The sequence below is a fragment of the Shewanella jiangmenensis genome, assembly GCF_018596335.1.
In the GTDB taxonomy this organism is placed as follows: Bacteria; Pseudomonadota; Gammaproteobacteria; order Enterobacterales; family Shewanellaceae; genus Shewanella; species Shewanella jiangmenensis.
The window spans coordinates 136102-151983 of sequence record NZ_JAHEPS010000008.1 but is presented as its reverse complement, the minus strand read 5'-3'; the positions used below and the strand labels follow the sequence as shown (position 1 = coordinate 151983).

15 protein-coding genes, 1 tRNA gene and 1 rRNA gene are annotated in these 15882 nt (G+C 54.6%); 13 read left to right on the top strand and 4 right to left on the bottom strand.

Annotated elements, in window-relative coordinates; all coding sequences use genetic code 11:
* Positions 1 to 38 precede the first annotated feature (38 nt).
* From KJI95_RS17015 to KJI95_RS17000, 4 genes are all read left to right on the top strand, one after another.
* A tRNA-Val gene (locus tag KJI95_RS17015) sits at positions 39 to 114 on the top strand.
* A gap of 118 nt (positions 115 to 232) precedes the next feature.
* Positions 233 to 348 (top strand): 5S ribosomal RNA (gene rrf, locus KJI95_RS17010).
* Between the two features lie 147 nt (positions 349 to 495).
* The gene (locus KJI95_RS17005; RefSeq protein ID WP_214508389.1) at positions 496 to 747 is read left to right on the top strand and encodes a YkgJ family cysteine cluster protein; all 252 of its coding nucleotides are present in this window, start codon (positions 496 to 498) and stop codon (positions 745 to 747) included.
* 16 nt (positions 748 to 763) lie between these two features.
* The gene (locus tag KJI95_RS17000) at positions 764 to 1219 is read left to right on the top strand and encodes an Rrf2 family transcriptional regulator (protein ID WP_214508388.1); all 456 of its coding nucleotides are present in this window, start codon (positions 764 to 766) and stop codon (positions 1217 to 1219) included.
* On the opposite strand, the gene KJI95_RS16995 is transcribed toward KJI95_RS17000, so the two are convergent.
* From KJI95_RS16995 to gpmM, 4 genes are read right to left on the bottom strand one after another with little or no spacing between them, the layout of a single operon-like run.
* On the bottom strand, positions 1194 to 1946 hold the full coding sequence (locus KJI95_RS16995; RefSeq protein WP_432653815.1) for a divergent polysaccharide deacetylase family protein: 753 nt from the start codon (positions 1944 to 1946) through the stop codon (positions 1194 to 1196). The genes KJI95_RS17000 and KJI95_RS16995 overlap by 26 nt on opposite strands.
* Positions 1947 to 1964: 18 nt before the next feature.
* Positions 1965 to 3161: a S41 family peptidase gene (locus tag KJI95_RS16990; protein ID WP_214508386.1), complete on the bottom strand. Its 1197-nt coding sequence runs from the start codon at positions 3159 to 3161 to the stop codon at positions 1965 to 1967.
* 29 nt (positions 3162 to 3190) lie between these two features.
* Positions 3191 to 4333 (bottom strand): murein hydrolase activator EnvC family protein, encoded by a 1143-nt coding sequence (locus KJI95_RS16985; RefSeq protein WP_432653814.1) that lies wholly within the window; start codon positions 4331 to 4333, stop codon positions 3191 to 3193.
* Positions 4333 to 5874 carry a 2,3-bisphosphoglycerate-independent phosphoglycerate mutase gene (gene gpmM, locus KJI95_RS16980; RefSeq protein ID WP_214508385.1) on the bottom strand — a complete coding sequence of 514 codons (1542 nt, stop codon included), beginning with the start codon at positions 5872 to 5874 and terminating at the stop codon, positions 4333 to 4335. Before gpmM ends, KJI95_RS16985 begins: the two co-directional genes overlap by 1 nt.
* A gap of 236 nt (positions 5875 to 6110) precedes the next feature.
* Here gpmM and KJI95_RS16975 point away from each other — a divergent pair, with 236 nt between their 5' ends.
* From KJI95_RS16975 to KJI95_RS16935, 9 genes are all read left to right on the top strand, one after another.
* Positions 6111 to 6542 (top strand): rhodanese-like domain-containing protein, encoded by a 432-nt coding sequence (locus KJI95_RS16975; RefSeq protein WP_214508384.1) that lies wholly within the window; start codon positions 6111 to 6113, stop codon positions 6540 to 6542.
* 219 nt (positions 6543 to 6761) lie between these two features.
* Positions 6762 to 7247, top strand: a complete 486-nt coding sequence (secB, locus tag KJI95_RS16970; protein WP_214508383.1) for a protein-export chaperone SecB — start codon at positions 6762 to 6764, stop codon at positions 7245 to 7247.
* A gap of 6 nt (positions 7248 to 7253) precedes the next feature.
* A complete protein-coding gene (gene gpsA / locus KJI95_RS16965; RefSeq protein ID WP_214508382.1) occupies positions 7254 to 8273 on the top strand; it encodes an NAD(P)H-dependent glycerol-3-phosphate dehydrogenase in 1020 nt (339 codons plus the stop codon).
* A gap of 89 nt (positions 8274 to 8362) precedes the next feature.
* Positions 8363 to 9556 (top strand): BaiN/RdsA family NAD(P)/FAD-dependent oxidoreductase, encoded by a 1194-nt coding sequence (locus KJI95_RS16960; protein WP_214508381.1) that lies wholly within the window; start codon positions 8363 to 8365, stop codon positions 9554 to 9556.
* 125 nt (positions 9557 to 9681) lie between these two features.
* Complete coding sequence (locus KJI95_RS16955; RefSeq protein WP_214508380.1) at positions 9682 to 10602, top strand: GGDEF domain-containing response regulator; 921 nt, start codon at positions 9682 to 9684, stop codon at positions 10600 to 10602.
* An 11-nt stretch (positions 10603 to 10613) separates the two neighbouring features.
* Positions 10614 to 11567 (top strand): ABC transporter substrate-binding protein, encoded by a 954-nt coding sequence (locus KJI95_RS16950; RefSeq protein WP_214508379.1) that lies wholly within the window; start codon positions 10614 to 10616, stop codon positions 11565 to 11567.
* The gene (locus KJI95_RS16945) at positions 11568 to 14657 is read left to right on the top strand and encodes an ATP-binding protein (RefSeq protein WP_214508378.1); all 3090 of its coding nucleotides are present in this window, start codon (positions 11568 to 11570) and stop codon (positions 14655 to 14657) included.
* Positions 14658 to 14776: 119 nt separating this feature from the next.
* Complete coding sequence (gene mog / locus KJI95_RS16940; RefSeq protein WP_214508377.1) at positions 14777 to 15307, top strand: molybdopterin adenylyltransferase; 531 nt, start codon at positions 14777 to 14779, stop codon at positions 15305 to 15307.
* A gap of 3 nt (positions 15308 to 15310) precedes the next feature.
* Positions 15311 to 15838 carry an NlpC/P60 family protein gene (locus KJI95_RS16935; RefSeq protein ID WP_250885914.1) on the top strand — a complete coding sequence of 176 codons (528 nt, stop codon included), beginning with the start codon at positions 15311 to 15313 and terminating at the stop codon, positions 15836 to 15838.
* The last annotated feature ends 44 nt before the right edge of the window (positions 15839 to 15882 follow it).

The window sequence follows — 15882 nt, the reverse complement described above, 5'->3', positions numbered from 1 at the left end:
TGATTGAAGTGATTGACTCAATACAGCAAACGAATACCGGTCGCTTAGCTCAGCCGGGAGAGCACCTCCCTTACAAGGAGGGGGTCACTGGTTCGATCCCAGTAGCGACCACCACTTAATTTCGTTGCACAGCTTTCCAGATTTCGGAACGAATTTATCAACTACATCCATGTAGTTGACCCTAACTGGCCGCGCTGAAGCGCGTTTAAACTTTGTTCCAGACAAGTTTATGCCTGGTGACATTAGTGCTGTGGTCCCACCTGATCCCATTCCGAACTCAGAAGTGAAACGCAGTCACGCCGATGGTAGTGTGGGGTCTCCCCATGTGAGAGTAGGTCATCGCCAGGCGCCAAATAAAACAAAAAGGCCACCCAACAGGGTGGCCTTTTTGCTTTGCTTAAACGCTTATAACTGTCAATTGCGTGCGTCAGTCGGCACAATTGCCCTATTAATCTGGGTCTGTGTAATTTGAACGGTATAATCCGGGAGATGGAAGTGGAATGTCGTTTGGGATGTGGCGCCTGTTGTATCGCGCCTTCCATCAGTAGCCCGATCCCGGGAATGCCGCAGGGCAAGCCCGCCGGTGTGCGTTGCGTTCAGCTCAGTGATGATAATTTGTGCCTGATCTTTGGCCAGCCTGAGCGGCCCCAAGTATGCAGCGACTTCAGCGCTACTGTGGATGTGTGTGGCGCCAGCAACGAAGAGGCTATGTGGATCATCACATCTCTGGAATCTGCAACAAATTGATTTTTCTAGGTGATTTATGCAATTGACCCGCTATACCGACTTTGGCATACGAACTTTGATGTATATGGCGGTGCAGCCTGAACGTACGGCGTTATTCCGAATCGCCGAGATCACAGAAGTATTTGATTTGTCGCCAAATCATGTTTCGAAAATCATCCATCATCTGGGTAAGGTTGGATACCTGCAGACGGTGCGGGGCAAGGCGGGTGGTTTCCGTTTGGCAAAAGCGGCCGGTGATATCAACCTTGGCGCTTTGGTTCGTGAGCTTGAGCATTCACTCGCGCCGATAGATTGCAGCAAACCATATTGCCGGCTTACACCTGCCTGTCAGCTGAAAGGCGTATTGGCCGAGGCGGTGGCGGCTTATTTAGCGGTACTCGATCGCTATTCTCTCGCGGACATAGTCTCAAATAGGGACGAGTTGCTGGCGCTGCTGCCGGACCGCACTATCTCAGTCTTACAGCTGGGCTAGTTCCTTGTTGCTGTGCCAGGCGATATGGCAACAGATGTGAGGTTGGCACCAAGGTAATGCCTTCCTGTGCCAAACGCGGCAGATTGGCTTTCAGAAATCTGACTGTGGCGGGATGAGGATGGGCAATAGCAACGGCAAAGCCTTGCTGGTGTGCCTGTTCCATCATGATCCTGAATTGCTTCTCCAGTGCTTTTTTACTGGTGTCATTGTCCAGAAATACATGTCGCTTCAACATAGGCACGCCAATCGCTTCGGCCTGATTGGCCGCTTTGCTGTGTCCTGTGGTCAGGCTGTCGACGAAATACAGATTGTTTTGCTTGAGCCGCTCCATCACCCACAGCATATGGCTGTCCATTTGGGTCAGCAGGCTGCCCATATGATTGTTTGCCCCTTTGGCGTAAGGAATGCGGACAATGGCATCGTCGACCTTACGCTTAATTTCCTGCTCGCTCATGTCTTTGGTCAGCCCGCCTTTACCGAGCGGCTTGCCATTTAATGCCTGCATCGGCAGGTGCAACATAATTTCGTAGCCCTGCTTATGGGCTTTACCTGCAAGCTCAACGCCAAGCGGACTGAGTGGAATAACCGAGAGGGTAATATCTTTTGGAAGTGACAGGACATCCTCATCGGTTTGACGATAGCCTATATCGTCAATGATGATAGCCAATTGGGCCCCTTGGGCTGTAAACATCCCTGCTGCAAGCAGCAAACCAAGCAAATAGCGCACTGAGTATTATTTTATTGTTTATTTTTGCTGTTCAATCCAGTCGATGGCGGAGGCCAAGATAGGGTCTGAAGCAGAATTAAGTATCGTTTCAGGCTCGATTATAGGCACATCGTTACCGTCTTTAACAGTATTCCCGCTGGCTATTTTTATGTCGGGCTCTATTCCTTTTGCATGAATATCATGGCCTTTGGGAGTGCTGTAATGGGCAATCGTGAGTTTGATGGCGCTGTCCATATTGATGGTGGGTATGATGCTTTGCACTGTCCCCTTGCCAAAGCTGGTTTCGCCCATCAGCAGTGCCCGACCATTTTCCTGCAGTGCCGCGGCCAGTACTTCCGAGGCCGAGGCTGAACCTTTGTTGATGAGCACCAATATAGGTACGTTGGCCATCAGGGTTTGCGGTGAGGCGTAATAGTCTGAGTTGGCGTCGAAAAAGCGGCCGGATGTTGAGACTATTCGCCCCTTTGCGAGAAAGAGGTCGGCGATGCGGATGGCTTGATCAAGCAGGCCGCCCGGATTGTTGCGTAAATCGAGAATGAGCCCTTTGGCCGGTGTATGCCACTGCTCGAGCTGGGCAATTAGCTCTTCGGTGCTGTTTTCCTGAAAGCTGGTGAGCTGAATATAGCCGATGTCGCCTTCAAGCCATTTACCCGCCACTGAACTCACCGAAATGGTGCCCGGTTTGAGGGTGACACTGTAGCTTGCTTCTGCATGCTTTAGCGTCATTGTCAGTGGCAAATCATTCACGCTGTGATAGCGGATTTCGGCCAGCACGGCACTTAAATCCATGTCCTCAACTGGCTTGTGATTCACGGTTTCTATGGTGTCACCGGCGGCAATACCTGCCTTGGCGGCCGGTGAACCGGAAAACGGGGCGACAATGCGGATATGGTTGTCGTCAGACGCAATCTCAAAGCCAAACCCAAAATACTCGCCACGATTACTGTCTTTTACATGGGTAAGATCCTGATGCGAAAGGTAGCTCGAGTATGGGTCCAGCTTTTTGAACATGCCTTCGATGGCGCCCTGAATAAGCTCATCCCTGCTTATCTGATTCACGTAATAGGTTTCGATGGTATCCATAATGTCTACCAGCAATGGGTAGTCATACTGGCTTAACATGGATTTGGCGTTTTCCTGTCCTGACAGGCTGACCGAGAGGCCAAGTGTCAGACCCAGGCACATAGCGCCGAGATAGCGGATGAACTGTGACATAAAAGGCCCCCTGCTGTGCGGGGCAGGTATCAGCGCTTGCAGTAAGTTGCCGGGTCGACGGCCTGCCCCTTGTGCCTTATCTCGAAGTATAGGCCAGGCTCTGTCTGTCCACCGGAACGTCCTACCAGTGCCACGGTTTCGCCGCCGTTGACCAGGTCACCCGGTGATTTAAGCAGGGCCTGTGCGTGACCGTAAAGGCTCATATAACCGTGGCCGTGATCGAGCACCAGTACCATACCAAAGCCTTTAAGCCAGTCGGCATAAATTACCTTGCCGTCGGAAATGGCTTTAATATCCTGACCTTCGGGGGCAGAAAGCACTACGCCTTTCCATTTGATTTGTCCTGAGCGGGCGGCGCCGAAGGATTCACTGAGGCTGCCCTTGGTTGGCCAGCTTAGTTTGCCACGCTGACTGGCAAGGCCGGTGAGTTTGGGGCTGTCTTTCACGGCTTTGAGTGCCTGATCCAGTACCCGCTTGAGGCTTGCTTCTTCAATTTGCAGCTGTTCAAGCTCGGCGCCGCGGGACGACAGCGTCTTTTGCAGTTCTTTTATGGTGGCCTGACGCTGCGACTGCTCGGCTTCGAGACGCTTGGATTGTTCCTGCTGCTTGGCGGCGAGCGCGGTCAGCTTTTCCTGCTCATCGATTTGCTCGGCATGGTTTTGCCTTAGCTCATCCATGGTGAGCTTGAGTTCGTTGATGGCTTTCATGCGGGCGTTGTTCAAATACTGGTAATACGCCAGCATGCGCTCAACTTTGGCCGGATTTTGCTGGCTGAGCAGCATCTTGGTGTAATCGTGACTGCCGGCAAGGTAGGCGCTGGCCAATTGTTTGGACAGGGTTGCTTGCTGGCTCGCCTTAAGGCGATTGAGTTCTTCGCTGCGGCCTTTGAGGCCTTCGAGTTTGCGGTCAACCTGTTTGAGGCTGGCACGGGTTTCCTTCACCGCTTTGGCCACACTGGCGATGGCCTGTTCATCCTGCTTCAGCAGCGCCTGCAGTTTTTCACGGCGTTTGCTGGCGTCTTTCAGCACATTCTGTTCTTTGGCTATCTGGCTTTGCAGCGATTTAAGCTCAGCCTGACGGCGCTCCAGATCATCGGCCTGGAGCGGCATAGAGAAGATAAGAAAGCCAGCGAGGATGCCGGCTTTCTTCAGAATGTGCTGCGACAAATGCATTACTCTTCGATGGAAATCAACACGCGGCCGGTCATATCGGCCGGAATGTCCTGTCCCATGAGGCTGAGCATAGTGGGTGCGACGTCACTCAGACGGCCACCTTTGGCGATGTGGGCTTTACGGCCAACATAGATGAAGGGTACCAGCTCGCTGGTGTGCGCCGTGTGTGCCTGACCTGTGCTTGGGTCACGCATTTGTTCGGCGTTGCCGTGGTCGGCGGTGATGATACATTCGCCGCCCACTTTACCCAGCGCCTCAACCACCCGGCCAATACAGGCGTCAACTGCTTCGCACGCCTTGACGGCGGCATCGAAGTTACCGGTATGACCGACCATGTCCCCATTGGGATAGTTACAGATGATCACATCATACTTAGCCGATTCAATTGCTTCCACCAATTTGTCGGTGAGTTCAGTCGAGCTCATTTCCGGCTGCAGGTCGTAGGTGGCGACCTTGGGCGAATTGATGAGGATGCGGTCTTCGCCGTCAAAAGGCTGCTCTTTGCCACCGTTAAAGAAGAAGGTGACGTGGGCATACTTTTCCGTCTCGGAAATACGCAGCTGGGTCATGCCGCGGTTTTGCAGCACTTCGCCGAGGGTGTTGCTGAGATCTTCCGATGGGAAGGCGATGCTGCCGGCGATGTCTGAGGCATATTCGGTGAGCATCACAAAGTTGACCTTTGGAGTCACGGCGCGCTCAAAGCCATTGAAAGCAGGGTCGGTGAAGCTGCGGCTTATCTGACGGGCACGGTCGGCGCGGAAGTTCATAAAAATCAGCGCGTCGCCATCGTTCAGGGTTACCGCCTGGTCGTTGGTATCAACAATGGCGCTTGGTGAAACAAACTCATCGTTTTCGTCACGGCCATAAGCGGCGTCCAGCGCGGCAACGGCGCTGTGATAACTGTGCTTGCCTTTGCCCTGGGTGATGAGGTCGTATGCCTGCACCACGCGGTCCCAGCGGTTGTCCCTGTCCATGGCGAAGTAACGGCCGATAACAGAGGCTACGCGGCCAACATTCAGCTCACTGAACAGGGCTTCAAAGTGGGCGAGGCTGCCTTTGGCGCTGCGTGGCGGCGTGTCGCGGCCATCGAGGAAGGCGTGCAGATACACCTTGGTGGCACCGCGTTTGGCGGCCAGCCGTACCATGGCTTCAATGTGCTCTTCGTGGCTGTGTACGCCACCGGGTGACAGCAGGCCCATCAGGTGCACAGCACCACCTGCGGCAATCGCCGCATCCACTGCCTGACACAACGCCGGGTTGGCATCAAACTCGCCATCTTCAATGGCTTTGCTGATGCGGGTCAGTTCCTGATACACGATACGGCCGGAGCCGAGGTTGATGTGGCCTACTTCGGAGTTGCCCATTTGACCGTCGGGCAAGCCCACATCGTGGCCTGAGCCGGAAATTAAACCGCTTGGATAAGTGGCATTGAGCCTGTCGAGCACTGGGGTATTGGCATGGAAGATCGCATTGCTTTCATGATCTTCACGATAGCCCCAGCCATCGAGGATCAGTAGTGCCAGAGGACGTTTGGCTGTCATCGTGGTTTACCTTCAAGATTGATAAAGGGAAGAAGCGTTGAATCCGGAAAATTGTTCAAATATTACTACGACAGCCACCAAGGGACAAAGGCATTTACCCCGATTGCGACCATCGGCGGATTTTGTGCGGTAAGCGCGGCGCGCGCGTGAATCCGGGGCCAATTTGCTGCATTGTGGTGTGTTGGTGGTATACTCTCAGCCCACAAAGTTTCAGGTCTCCAACCAGACGGAATATCATGCAAGAATACATCGAGTTTTTCAGGGCGAATCCCATGCTCAGCCTGGCCTGGCTGGGTCTGTTTGTGGCACTGGTTATCACCACCATCAAGTCAATGACTTCCAAGGTGAAAAACGTCAGCACCCAGGAACTGGTTCAGCTGGTGAACAAAGAAAACGCCAAAGTGGTGGATGTGCGGGCCAAAGAAGAGTTTCGCAAAGGCCACATTGTCGGCGCCGTGAACCTGACCATGTCAGAGATCAAAAATAATCAGATTTCTTCCCTTGAAAGTGCCCGCAAGAGCCCCATTATATTGGTGTGCAACGCTGGCATGACGTCTGGTCAGGCCGCTCAGCTGCTGGTTGCTCAGGGCTTTGAGCAGGTTTACAGCCTCAAGGGCGGTATGGGTGATTGGCAGGCTGCCAATTTGCCGGTGCAGTCAAAGCGCTGAAAATAAAGCGTTGCAATCCTGTGGTGGATTTTGCAGTGTAGCCACAGCGGGGATGCCTGAGGGCATCCCAACTCTTTGGTCGGCAAAGGGCTTTTGAAGTTTTTTTAGCTGGCAAGATCTGAACCGGGACGGTACTGAGATCCACTTGCGGCCTCAATAGCCCAGCCCATAAAAACAGGCTTAAAAAAGCCGACACAACTTATTGATAGGTAGGAAATTATGGCTGAAGTAGCAAATAACGAACAACAAGCCCCACAGTTCAACATTCAACGCATTTACACCAAGGATGTGTCGTTCGAAACTCCAAACAGCCCAGCCGTGTTCCAAAAAGAGTGGAGCCCTGAAGTTAAGCTGGATCTGGATACCCGCAGCACCAAGTTGGCTGATGACGTATTTGAAGTGGTACTGTCACTGACTGTAACTGCCCAAAACGGCGCTGAAACTGCTTTCCTGTGTGAAGTTCAGCAAGCCGGTATTTTCCACATCGGTGGTCTGACTGAGCCACAACTGGCCCACTCACTGGGTGCCTACTGCCCTAACATCCTGTTCCCGTATGCCCGCGAAACTGTGGCCAGCCTGGTAGCCCGTGGTACTTTCCCACAGCTGAACCTGGCGCCGGTTAACTTCGATGCTCTGTTTGCCCAGTATGTGCAACAGCGCGCTGCTGCCGCTCAGACCGCGCAGCCTGAAGAAGCCAACGCGTAACACGCAATGAAAGATACTGCCGATATCACGGTATTGGGGGCGGGCTCCTATGGCACCGCCCTTGCCATTTCTCTGGCCAGCAACGGTCATCGCACCCTGCTGTGGGGCCACGATGCATCCCATGTTGCCAAGCTCGCCAGCGATCGCAGCAATCAGGCGTTTTTGCCCGGGATTGCCTTTCCCGACTGCCTGATCCTTGAAGCCGATTTGGGCAGGGCGCTGGCGGCATCACGCAACATTCTGGTGGTGGTGCCAAGCCACGTGTTTGGCGATGTATTGCAGCAGGCCAAACCTTTGCTGCGTGCCGACTCCCGTATTGTGTGGGCCACCAAGGGGCTTGAGCCTGAAACCGGCCGTTTGCTGCAGGATGTGGCACGCGATGTACTGGGCGATGCCTTCCCGTTGGCCGTGCTTTCGGGCCCGACCTTTGCCAAAGAGCTTGCCGCCGGACTGCCAACGGCAATTTCTGTGGCCGGCACGGATGCAACCTTCACCAGCGAACTGGTGGAGCTGCTCCACAGTCCCAAACGCCTGAGGGTGTATGCCAATGATGATTTCATTGGCCTGCAACTTGGCGGCGCAGTTAAAAACGTGATTGCCATCGGCGCCGGTATGAGCGACGGCATAGGTTTTGGTGCCAATGCCCGTACTGCGCTTATCACCCGTGGTTTGGTGGAACTCAGCCGACTTGGCGAAGCCCTCGGCGCCCAGCAGGCGACCTTTATGGGCATGGCCGGCCTTGGCGACCTGGTGCTGACCTGCACTGATAACCAGTCGCGCAATCGCCGTTTTGGTCTGGCGCTGGGCAAGGGTTGCGATGTCGATACCGCCCAGGCCGAGATTGGCCAGGTGGTCGAAGGTTATCGCAACACCAAAGAGGTTTATACCCTCGCCAAACGTCTCGGGGTCGAAATGCCCATTACCGAGCAAATTCACGCTGTGCTGTATCTGGGCAAATCGCCGCTGGATGCGGCCAAAGAATTGCTCGCCCGTGAGAAAAAATCCGAAACCGCCCCAACCGAATAAACCGGCTTCTTGCCGAGTAAAAGCGCTGGGTCGGACAAAAAAGGATGCTAGAATTGGCATCCTTTTTTTATGTCCGGGAGTCAGGGCGGATGTCAGCCAGTCAGTATCATCAGGTCATTATCATAGGCGCAGGCGCAGCCGGGCTGATGTGTGCGCTTACCGCAGGTTACCGCGGCCGCGATGTGCTGGTGCTTGATAACGCCAAGCAGCTGGGGCGCAAAATCCTGATAAGCGGTGGCGGCCGTTGTAATTTTACCAACCAGCAAACGCTGCCATCGGCCTACTTGTGCTCCAATCCCCATTTCGTGAAGTCGGCGCTCGCCCGTTACACCCAGTGGGATTTTATCGGCATGGTGGAGCGCCACGGTATCGCCTTCCATGAAAAAACGCTCGGGCAGCTGTTTTGTGACGACTCGGCCAAAGACATAGTGCAGATGCTGACGACAGAGTGCGACTGGGCCGGGGTGAAAGTTCAGCTGCGTACCGAAATAACCTCAGTAGAAAAATCCGATCAGGGCTTTGTGCTGGCGACCAGCGCCGGCGAATACCGCTGTGATTCACTGGTGATTGCCACCGGCGGTTTGTCTATGCCCAAGCTTGGCGCCACGCCTTTTGGTTACCGCATTGCCCAGCAATTCGGCTTGAAGGTACTGCCAACGTCGGCTGGCTTGGTGCCTTTTACCCTGCAGCCAGACGACAAGGAAAAATTCGAGTGCCTCGCCGGTATCAGTCTGCCGGTGACTGTGACGGCATCCTGTGGCCAGTCATTCAGTGAAGCCTTGCTCTTTACCCACCGGGGTGTATCCGGGCCGGCGGTGCTACAAATTTCGTCGTTCTGGAAACCCGGCGAATCCGTCAGTTTCGACTTGCTGCCGGGTATCGACTTTGTACAGTGGTACAAAACAATCAATGCAGAATCACCCAAATTGTCACTCAAGAACGCACTATCACGGCTGTTGCCGAAGCGTCTGGTCGAGCGCTTGATTGAGCTTGGCGACTTGCCCGACAAAAACCTCAACCAACTTGGCAAAACGGAAGTGGACAGCATTGCCGCGTATCTTGGCAACTGGCAATTGGCACCGGGCGGCACAGAAGGTTACCGCACCGCCGAGGTTACCCTGGGCGGGGTGGATACCGATGAGCTGTCGTCCAAAACCATGGAAGCCAAGCGCTGCCCCGGGCTTTACTTTGTCGGTGAGGTGATGGATGTGACCGGCTGGCTTGGCGGCTATAACTTCCAGTGGGCCTGGAGCTCTGGCTTTGCCGCTGGCGAAGCCGTATAAGACGCAAGGGCTAATTCACTCTCTAGCTCGCGATAAATAAGGACTTTATCCGTCACGTTTTTTTTCTGCTGCTACACTTTTGAGACGGAAGCGATTCGGCTTGGGATCGGAAGTGGGCAGCCAATATGATGGAACCTTATACCGTTCTGATTGTGGATGATGTCAGAACCAACCTGCTGGTTATCGGGCAATGCCTCAAGGGATTGTACAACGTCCGGGAAGCGATCAGCGGGGCGCAGTGCCTGAAGCTTGCACGGACAGAGCCACAGCCAGACCTTATTTTGCTGGATGTGGTCATGCCCGATCTCGATGGCTATCAGGTGTGCAAAGCCCTCAAAGCCGACCCGATGACGGCTGAAATTCCCGTTATTTTTGTCACAGGTAAAGACTCGGACGATGACGAGCAGCACGGCCTGCAGCTCGGCGCCGTGGATTACATCACCAAGCCTATTCGCCCCGCCATAGTTCGCGCCCGTGTTTCCGCCCACATTCAGCTCAAACAGCAGCGCGACAAGCTGCAGCATATGGCGCTGCACGACCAACTCACCGGCCTGTATAACCGTCATTTCCTGGTTGAAAGCGCCCGTCAGCGCCTCGCGCGGGTGGTGCGCCATCGCACGCCGTTGACTGTGGTGCTTATCGATATAGATCACTTCAAAAAAATCAACGACGCCCACGGCCATTTGACCGGGGACAAGGTGCTCACCAAGGTCGCCAAGCTGCTTGAGAGCAATACCCGCCGTGAAGACGTGGTGGCACGGCTTGGCGGTGAAGAGTTCGTGATTTTGCTCGAGTGTCCGCTCGATGTTGCCGCGCAGAAAATGGAGCAATTGCGCCAGCAGGTGGAGCGGCTGGAACCTGAGGGGCTGCATGTAACCGCCAGTTTTGGTTTGGTTGAGGCCAGCCCCTATAACGCCGACTTTTCCCATCTGTTGGTGATGGCGGATGATGGTGTTTACAAGGCCAAAGCCCAGGGACGTAACCATGTAATTTGCTGCCGTGCTGAAACCAGCGCCATCAAGCCTAAAACCTCGCCTCAGGAATAGAGGAATACCCCATGATAAAACCTGTCATTCTTGCTTTGTTACTGCTTCTGCTTGGCGGTTGCAGCGATTCGCCGCCACCCAAGGTGGTACTGGCGATTAATCCCTGGCCTGGCTATGAAATCTTGTATCTCGCCAGCCAAAAGGGCTTTCTAGCGGAAGAGGGGCTGAATATTGAGCTGGCGCAGGTCGCCACTTTGTCTGACGCGCAGCGGGCCTACCTTTCCGGACGGGTAAGCGGATTCACCAGCACCATGATTGAAGCTGTGCAGGTTGAGGCGCTTGGCGGCAAGCCGGTAAAGGTGGTATTGGCGGCAGACTATTCCAACGGCGGCGATGTTATCCTCGCCCACAGCAATTTGCCTGATGTGAAGTCGCTCAAGGGTAAAACCGTTGGCTGTGAAGTGAGCTCGCTCGGGATCTACGTGTTAAACCGCGCGCTTGCGGCCAATGGCATGAGTTTGGATGATGTCAAAGTAATTAACGTTGAGCAGGGCGATGGCGGACGCATGCTGGAGTCAGGTGAGATAGTTGCTATGGTGTCGTATCCGCCTTACTCGTTTGCCATTCTCAAGGAGTCCCATAGCCACCTTATCTTTACCACCCGTGAAATTCCGGGTGAAATTCTCGATACCATTTCAATCGATGCTGACATCCTTGCCACGCAGCCTGACTTTGTTCCCAGGCTCAGACGGGCATGGCAAAAGGCGCTGGATTATTTTCAGGCACAACCTGAAGAGGCCATCGCCATGATGGCACAGCGTGAGGGCATTTCGCCGGATGAGTTTCAGGCCGCCATCAATGATTTGTACCTGCTCAATACAGCAGATCAGCAAAAGATGTTTGATGATGTCAGCAAGCTTGAAAACATGGCCCGCTCTGTGTGTACCACGCTTAAGCATATCGATGCCGTCGAAGGCGACTGCAGCCATGTCATCGGCATGTTCGACGTTTCCGGAGGTCGATGAATGGTAGGGTTGCCGGGCAAGGGCCGTCAAAGCCTCGGCTATAAGCTCAATATGGCAACGGTGCTGATGGCTGCTGTGGTGACTGTGCTTGTCGGGTTTTACTACCGCGCTAACATGCGCGAGCAAATCGCCAATCAGGTGCACCATGAAATGCTGGATTTGGTGAGCAGCCTTAATCTGGCATTAGAGGCGCGTGCTGCTCAGGCTGATGCGCAGCGGGTATTGGCGGCGTTGGCAACCAAAGACTCTATCCAGCAGATGAGTCTGATGCTGGGTGATACCATAGTGGCCGACAGTCATAGTCAGCATGTGGGCCGCAGTGTGGTGTCAGTGTACGGTGATGAGGTGCTGCAGCGTGCCAATGACGTGTTGAAGCGTAAGCGGCAACAAACTTATCAGAGTAACGACGGACTGGTGCATCAATTTGAACTCATTCACCTGATATCTGAAGAAAAGCAGCGGCTCCGCCCGTATGTGGTTTATGTTGCCTACAGCACGGTGGAGCTTGAGCAGGCGGCGCGCTCAAACCTGATTGAGGTGATGGCGATTCAGATAATCAGCTTCTTGCTGCTGCTTGCCATTAACACGCTGGTACAGCAGCGGGTGCTCTTGGGGCCAATCAACCGCATCCGCCGCCAGATTGTTGCCGATCCGCAGCACCCAATTGAATCAGCGAGTACCGATGAGCTGGGGCTGCTGGTCGACAGCTACAACGATTCGATTCTGCAGCGTATTGCACAGGCCAAAGAGTTGGCCCACTCCCGCCGCTATATCGACAATGTTACTGACGTTATTCCGGTGATGCTGGCCTATATCGATGCCGGTCGCTGCTATCGGTTTGTCAATCGTCGTTACTTACAGTGGCTTGATAAGGAGCCGGACGAGGTGCTTGGTCATTTGGTGGCAGACATACTGCCACCTGATATTGAGCGGGTGGTTAATCCGCATCTTGAACAGGCGCTTGCAGGCAATATCCAACAGTTTGAAATGGAGCAGGAGGGGTTTGACAGCGAGCTTTGTTACTTTCAGGCAACCTATGTTCCTGATTTTGATGAAGAGGAAAAAGTCATTGGCTTTTTTGCCTGTATCGAAGATTTAAGCCGGATAAAAATCAACGAGCGCAAAATTGAAGGCTATGCCCAGGAGCTTGAGTTCAATAACTGGGCACTGATGGATGCGCGGGAAAAGGCCGAAGCGGCCGCTAGGTCCAAGGCGGACTTTCTTGCCTGTATGAGCCACGAAATCCGCACCCCCATGAACGGCGTGCTGGGTATTTTGTCGTTACTGGATGAGACCGAGCTGTCGTCGCAGCAGCATCATTATGTCTCGCTTGCATCCTCCAGTGCCGGCTCCTTGCTGGCGCTGCTGAACGACATTCTGGATTTCTCCAAAATCGAATCCGGTAAGCTTGAGATAGAAGAAATCTCCTTTGATTTGATTAAGCTGCTCGACGATTTCCTGCAGCCGCTGGCAATCCGCGCCGAAGATAAGGGGCTTAAACTGCTGCTGGATGTGTCCGGCGTACATCAGCGCTGGGTTAAGGGCGACCCCAGCCGCATCCGTCAAATCCTGATAAATCTGGTCGGCAACGCGATTAAATTTACCGAAATAGGCTGGATAGCCATCCGGGTACAGCTGCTGGTGGAATCATCCCATTCGCTGCGCCTTGAGGTCAGCATTGAAGACACGGGTATCGGTATTGCCAAAGACAAGCTTGAGCAGCTCTTCAGCCCCTTTACCCAGGCCGATTCGTCCACCACCCGTCACTTTGGTGGCACCGGCCTTGGGCTGTCGATTGCCAAGCGATTGTGCGAGCTGATGGGCGGCGATATTCGGGTGCTGAGTGTCCCCTCCATCGGCAGTACCTTCAGTTTCAACGTGCTGCTGCAGGCCGACACCAGCGTCGACAACAACTGGCCGCCGGCGCTGGCCCATCACCGGGTGCTGCTCGGCGGTGAGCTTGGTGCATCTGAGCGAATGCTGATGGATCTGCTGGGAGCCTGGCAAATGGAGCTTAAGTCAGTGGATGGGCACCCTAAAAATGCCAAGAGCTACCATCTGGATGAGGGAGACTACTTTCTGTATTCCGTGCCGGCGCACTTGAGTCAGGTGCGGGACGAGCTTGGCTGGCTTGAGCGATTTGGCCAAGACAACAAGCTGCATGCCATTGCCATTATTTCGCACCGGCAGATGCTCGATTTGCCCGAAGCGGTTATCGCGGGCGCTAATCTGCTCTGTCGGCCGGTACAAATTCAGCGCTTATCCGAGCTTTTGAGCGGCGGTGACAGCGCGCCGCAGACTGGCGGCAAAAAGCTTACGGCGCATTTTCAGGCCAAGGTGCGTTTGCTGCTGGTTGAAGATAACAAGGTTAATCAGCTGGTGGCTTTGGGCATGCTTAAAAACCTCGGCCTTGAAACTGTGGATGTCGCCAACAACGGCCTCGAAGGGCTTGCGACCCTGCAGCAGGCGGATTATGACCTGATTTTAATGGATTGCCTGATGCCGGAAATGGATGGTTATCAGGCAACAACCGCCATTCGTGCCGGGGATGCCGGGGCCAAATATCGTGATATACCCATTATCGCCATGACCGCCAATGCCATGAAGGGCGACCGTGAACAGTGCCTGGCGGCCGGTATGACAGATTACATCGCCAAGCCACTGGACATTGATGCCGTGGCCAAAGTCTTGAGCCAATATGTGTCGGCCGTCGACGGCGCTGGCATGATAAAGGGCGCTGCCTCACCAACAGAGTCGGTGCAGGAGGTGCTGTTTGACCGGGAGCAGGCGCTGAAAATGCTGTCCGGTGATGCAGAGCTGCTGCAGGACATATTGCTGGTATTCCGTGAGGAGATGGCGGTGCATCGGGACGCTTTTGTCAGTGCGATGGCGCAGCGGAATGTGGTTGCTGTGCGTAACGCGGCTCACTCCATAAAGGGGGCGGCGGGCAACCTGTCGATGAAGGCGCTGGCAAAGTCGGCCCGCGACATGGAGCAGGCGGCGCGGGAGCAGGACTGGAGCTTTATCGAGCAGCAACAGGATGACTTTTTAATTCTGCTGGAGAACACCCTGGAGTTGGCTGAGCAGTGATAATTTGAGCCCGGTCGCCTTCTTTGCGGTTAAGGCTTTGGTGAGAAGACATTTATGGTATTTTAGGGGAGAATCAATTAGCCGTAATCCGGCGCTCTCCAGCCATAAAGGAAGCTCACATGGCCAAAGCCAGAATTGGGATAGTCACTGTCAGCGATCGTGCCAGCCAGGGCATTTACGAAGACCTCTCCGGACAAGCCATTATCGACACCCTCACCGCTTATCTCACCAGCGAGTGGGAAGCGGTGTACCGCCTTATTCCCGATGAGCAGGATCAAATTGAAGCGACCCTGATTGACCTTGCCGATAACGAGCAATGCTGTTTGGTGGTAACCACAGGTGGCACAGGCCCGGCCAAGCGTGATGTGACTCCGGAAGCAACAGAAGCCGTGTGCCACAGAATGATGCCGGGCTTTGGCGAGCTGATGCGGGCCGAGTCGTTAAAATTTGTCCCCACCGCGATTTTGTCGCGCCAGACTGCCGGCCTCAGGGACGATACCCTGATAGTCAACCTGCCCGGCAAGCCCAAGTCTATCCGCGAGTGCCTGGATGCGGTGTTTCCCGCCATTCCTTATTGTATTGACCTGATGGACGGGCCGTACCTTGAATGTGACGAGGCCGTCATCAAACCCTTCAGACCTAAAAAATAACGGATGCGTTACTCTCATCCCAACCGGACGTTTGCGGCGCTGCAGCGGCCCCGTGTAGCACTGCGACTTTTCTGTATGATGCTGCTGGCGCTCTGGCTTGCGGCCTGCAGCTCAAAGCCTGAGCCAGAGCCTGCGCCGCCTCCGGTCGCCGTTGCCACGCCCTTATCCGAGCCCAGATTGCTGACACTGTTCAAACAGTGGGAAGGGGTACCGTACCGCCTTGGCGGCATGAGTAAGCGCGGCATCGATTGCTCGGGCTTTACGCTGATGGTGTATCGGGACTTGGCCGGGGTGAGCCTGCCGCGCACGGTAAACGAGCAGTTAACCGGCGGCAAGGCGGTGTCTCGCGGTCAGCAGCGTCCGGGGGACCTCATCTTTTTCAAGACCGGCCGCAATAACCGCCATGTGGGCGTGTCACTTGGTGGCGATCGCTTTGTGCACGCCTCCACCAGTTCCGGGGTGATTATTTCCAGTCTCAGCAACAGCTACTGGCAGCAGAAATTCTGGCAAATCCGCCGTTACGCGGATTAGCACGAGAGCCGAGCGGATCCAACGCGGATTGGGCTTGCGCAGCT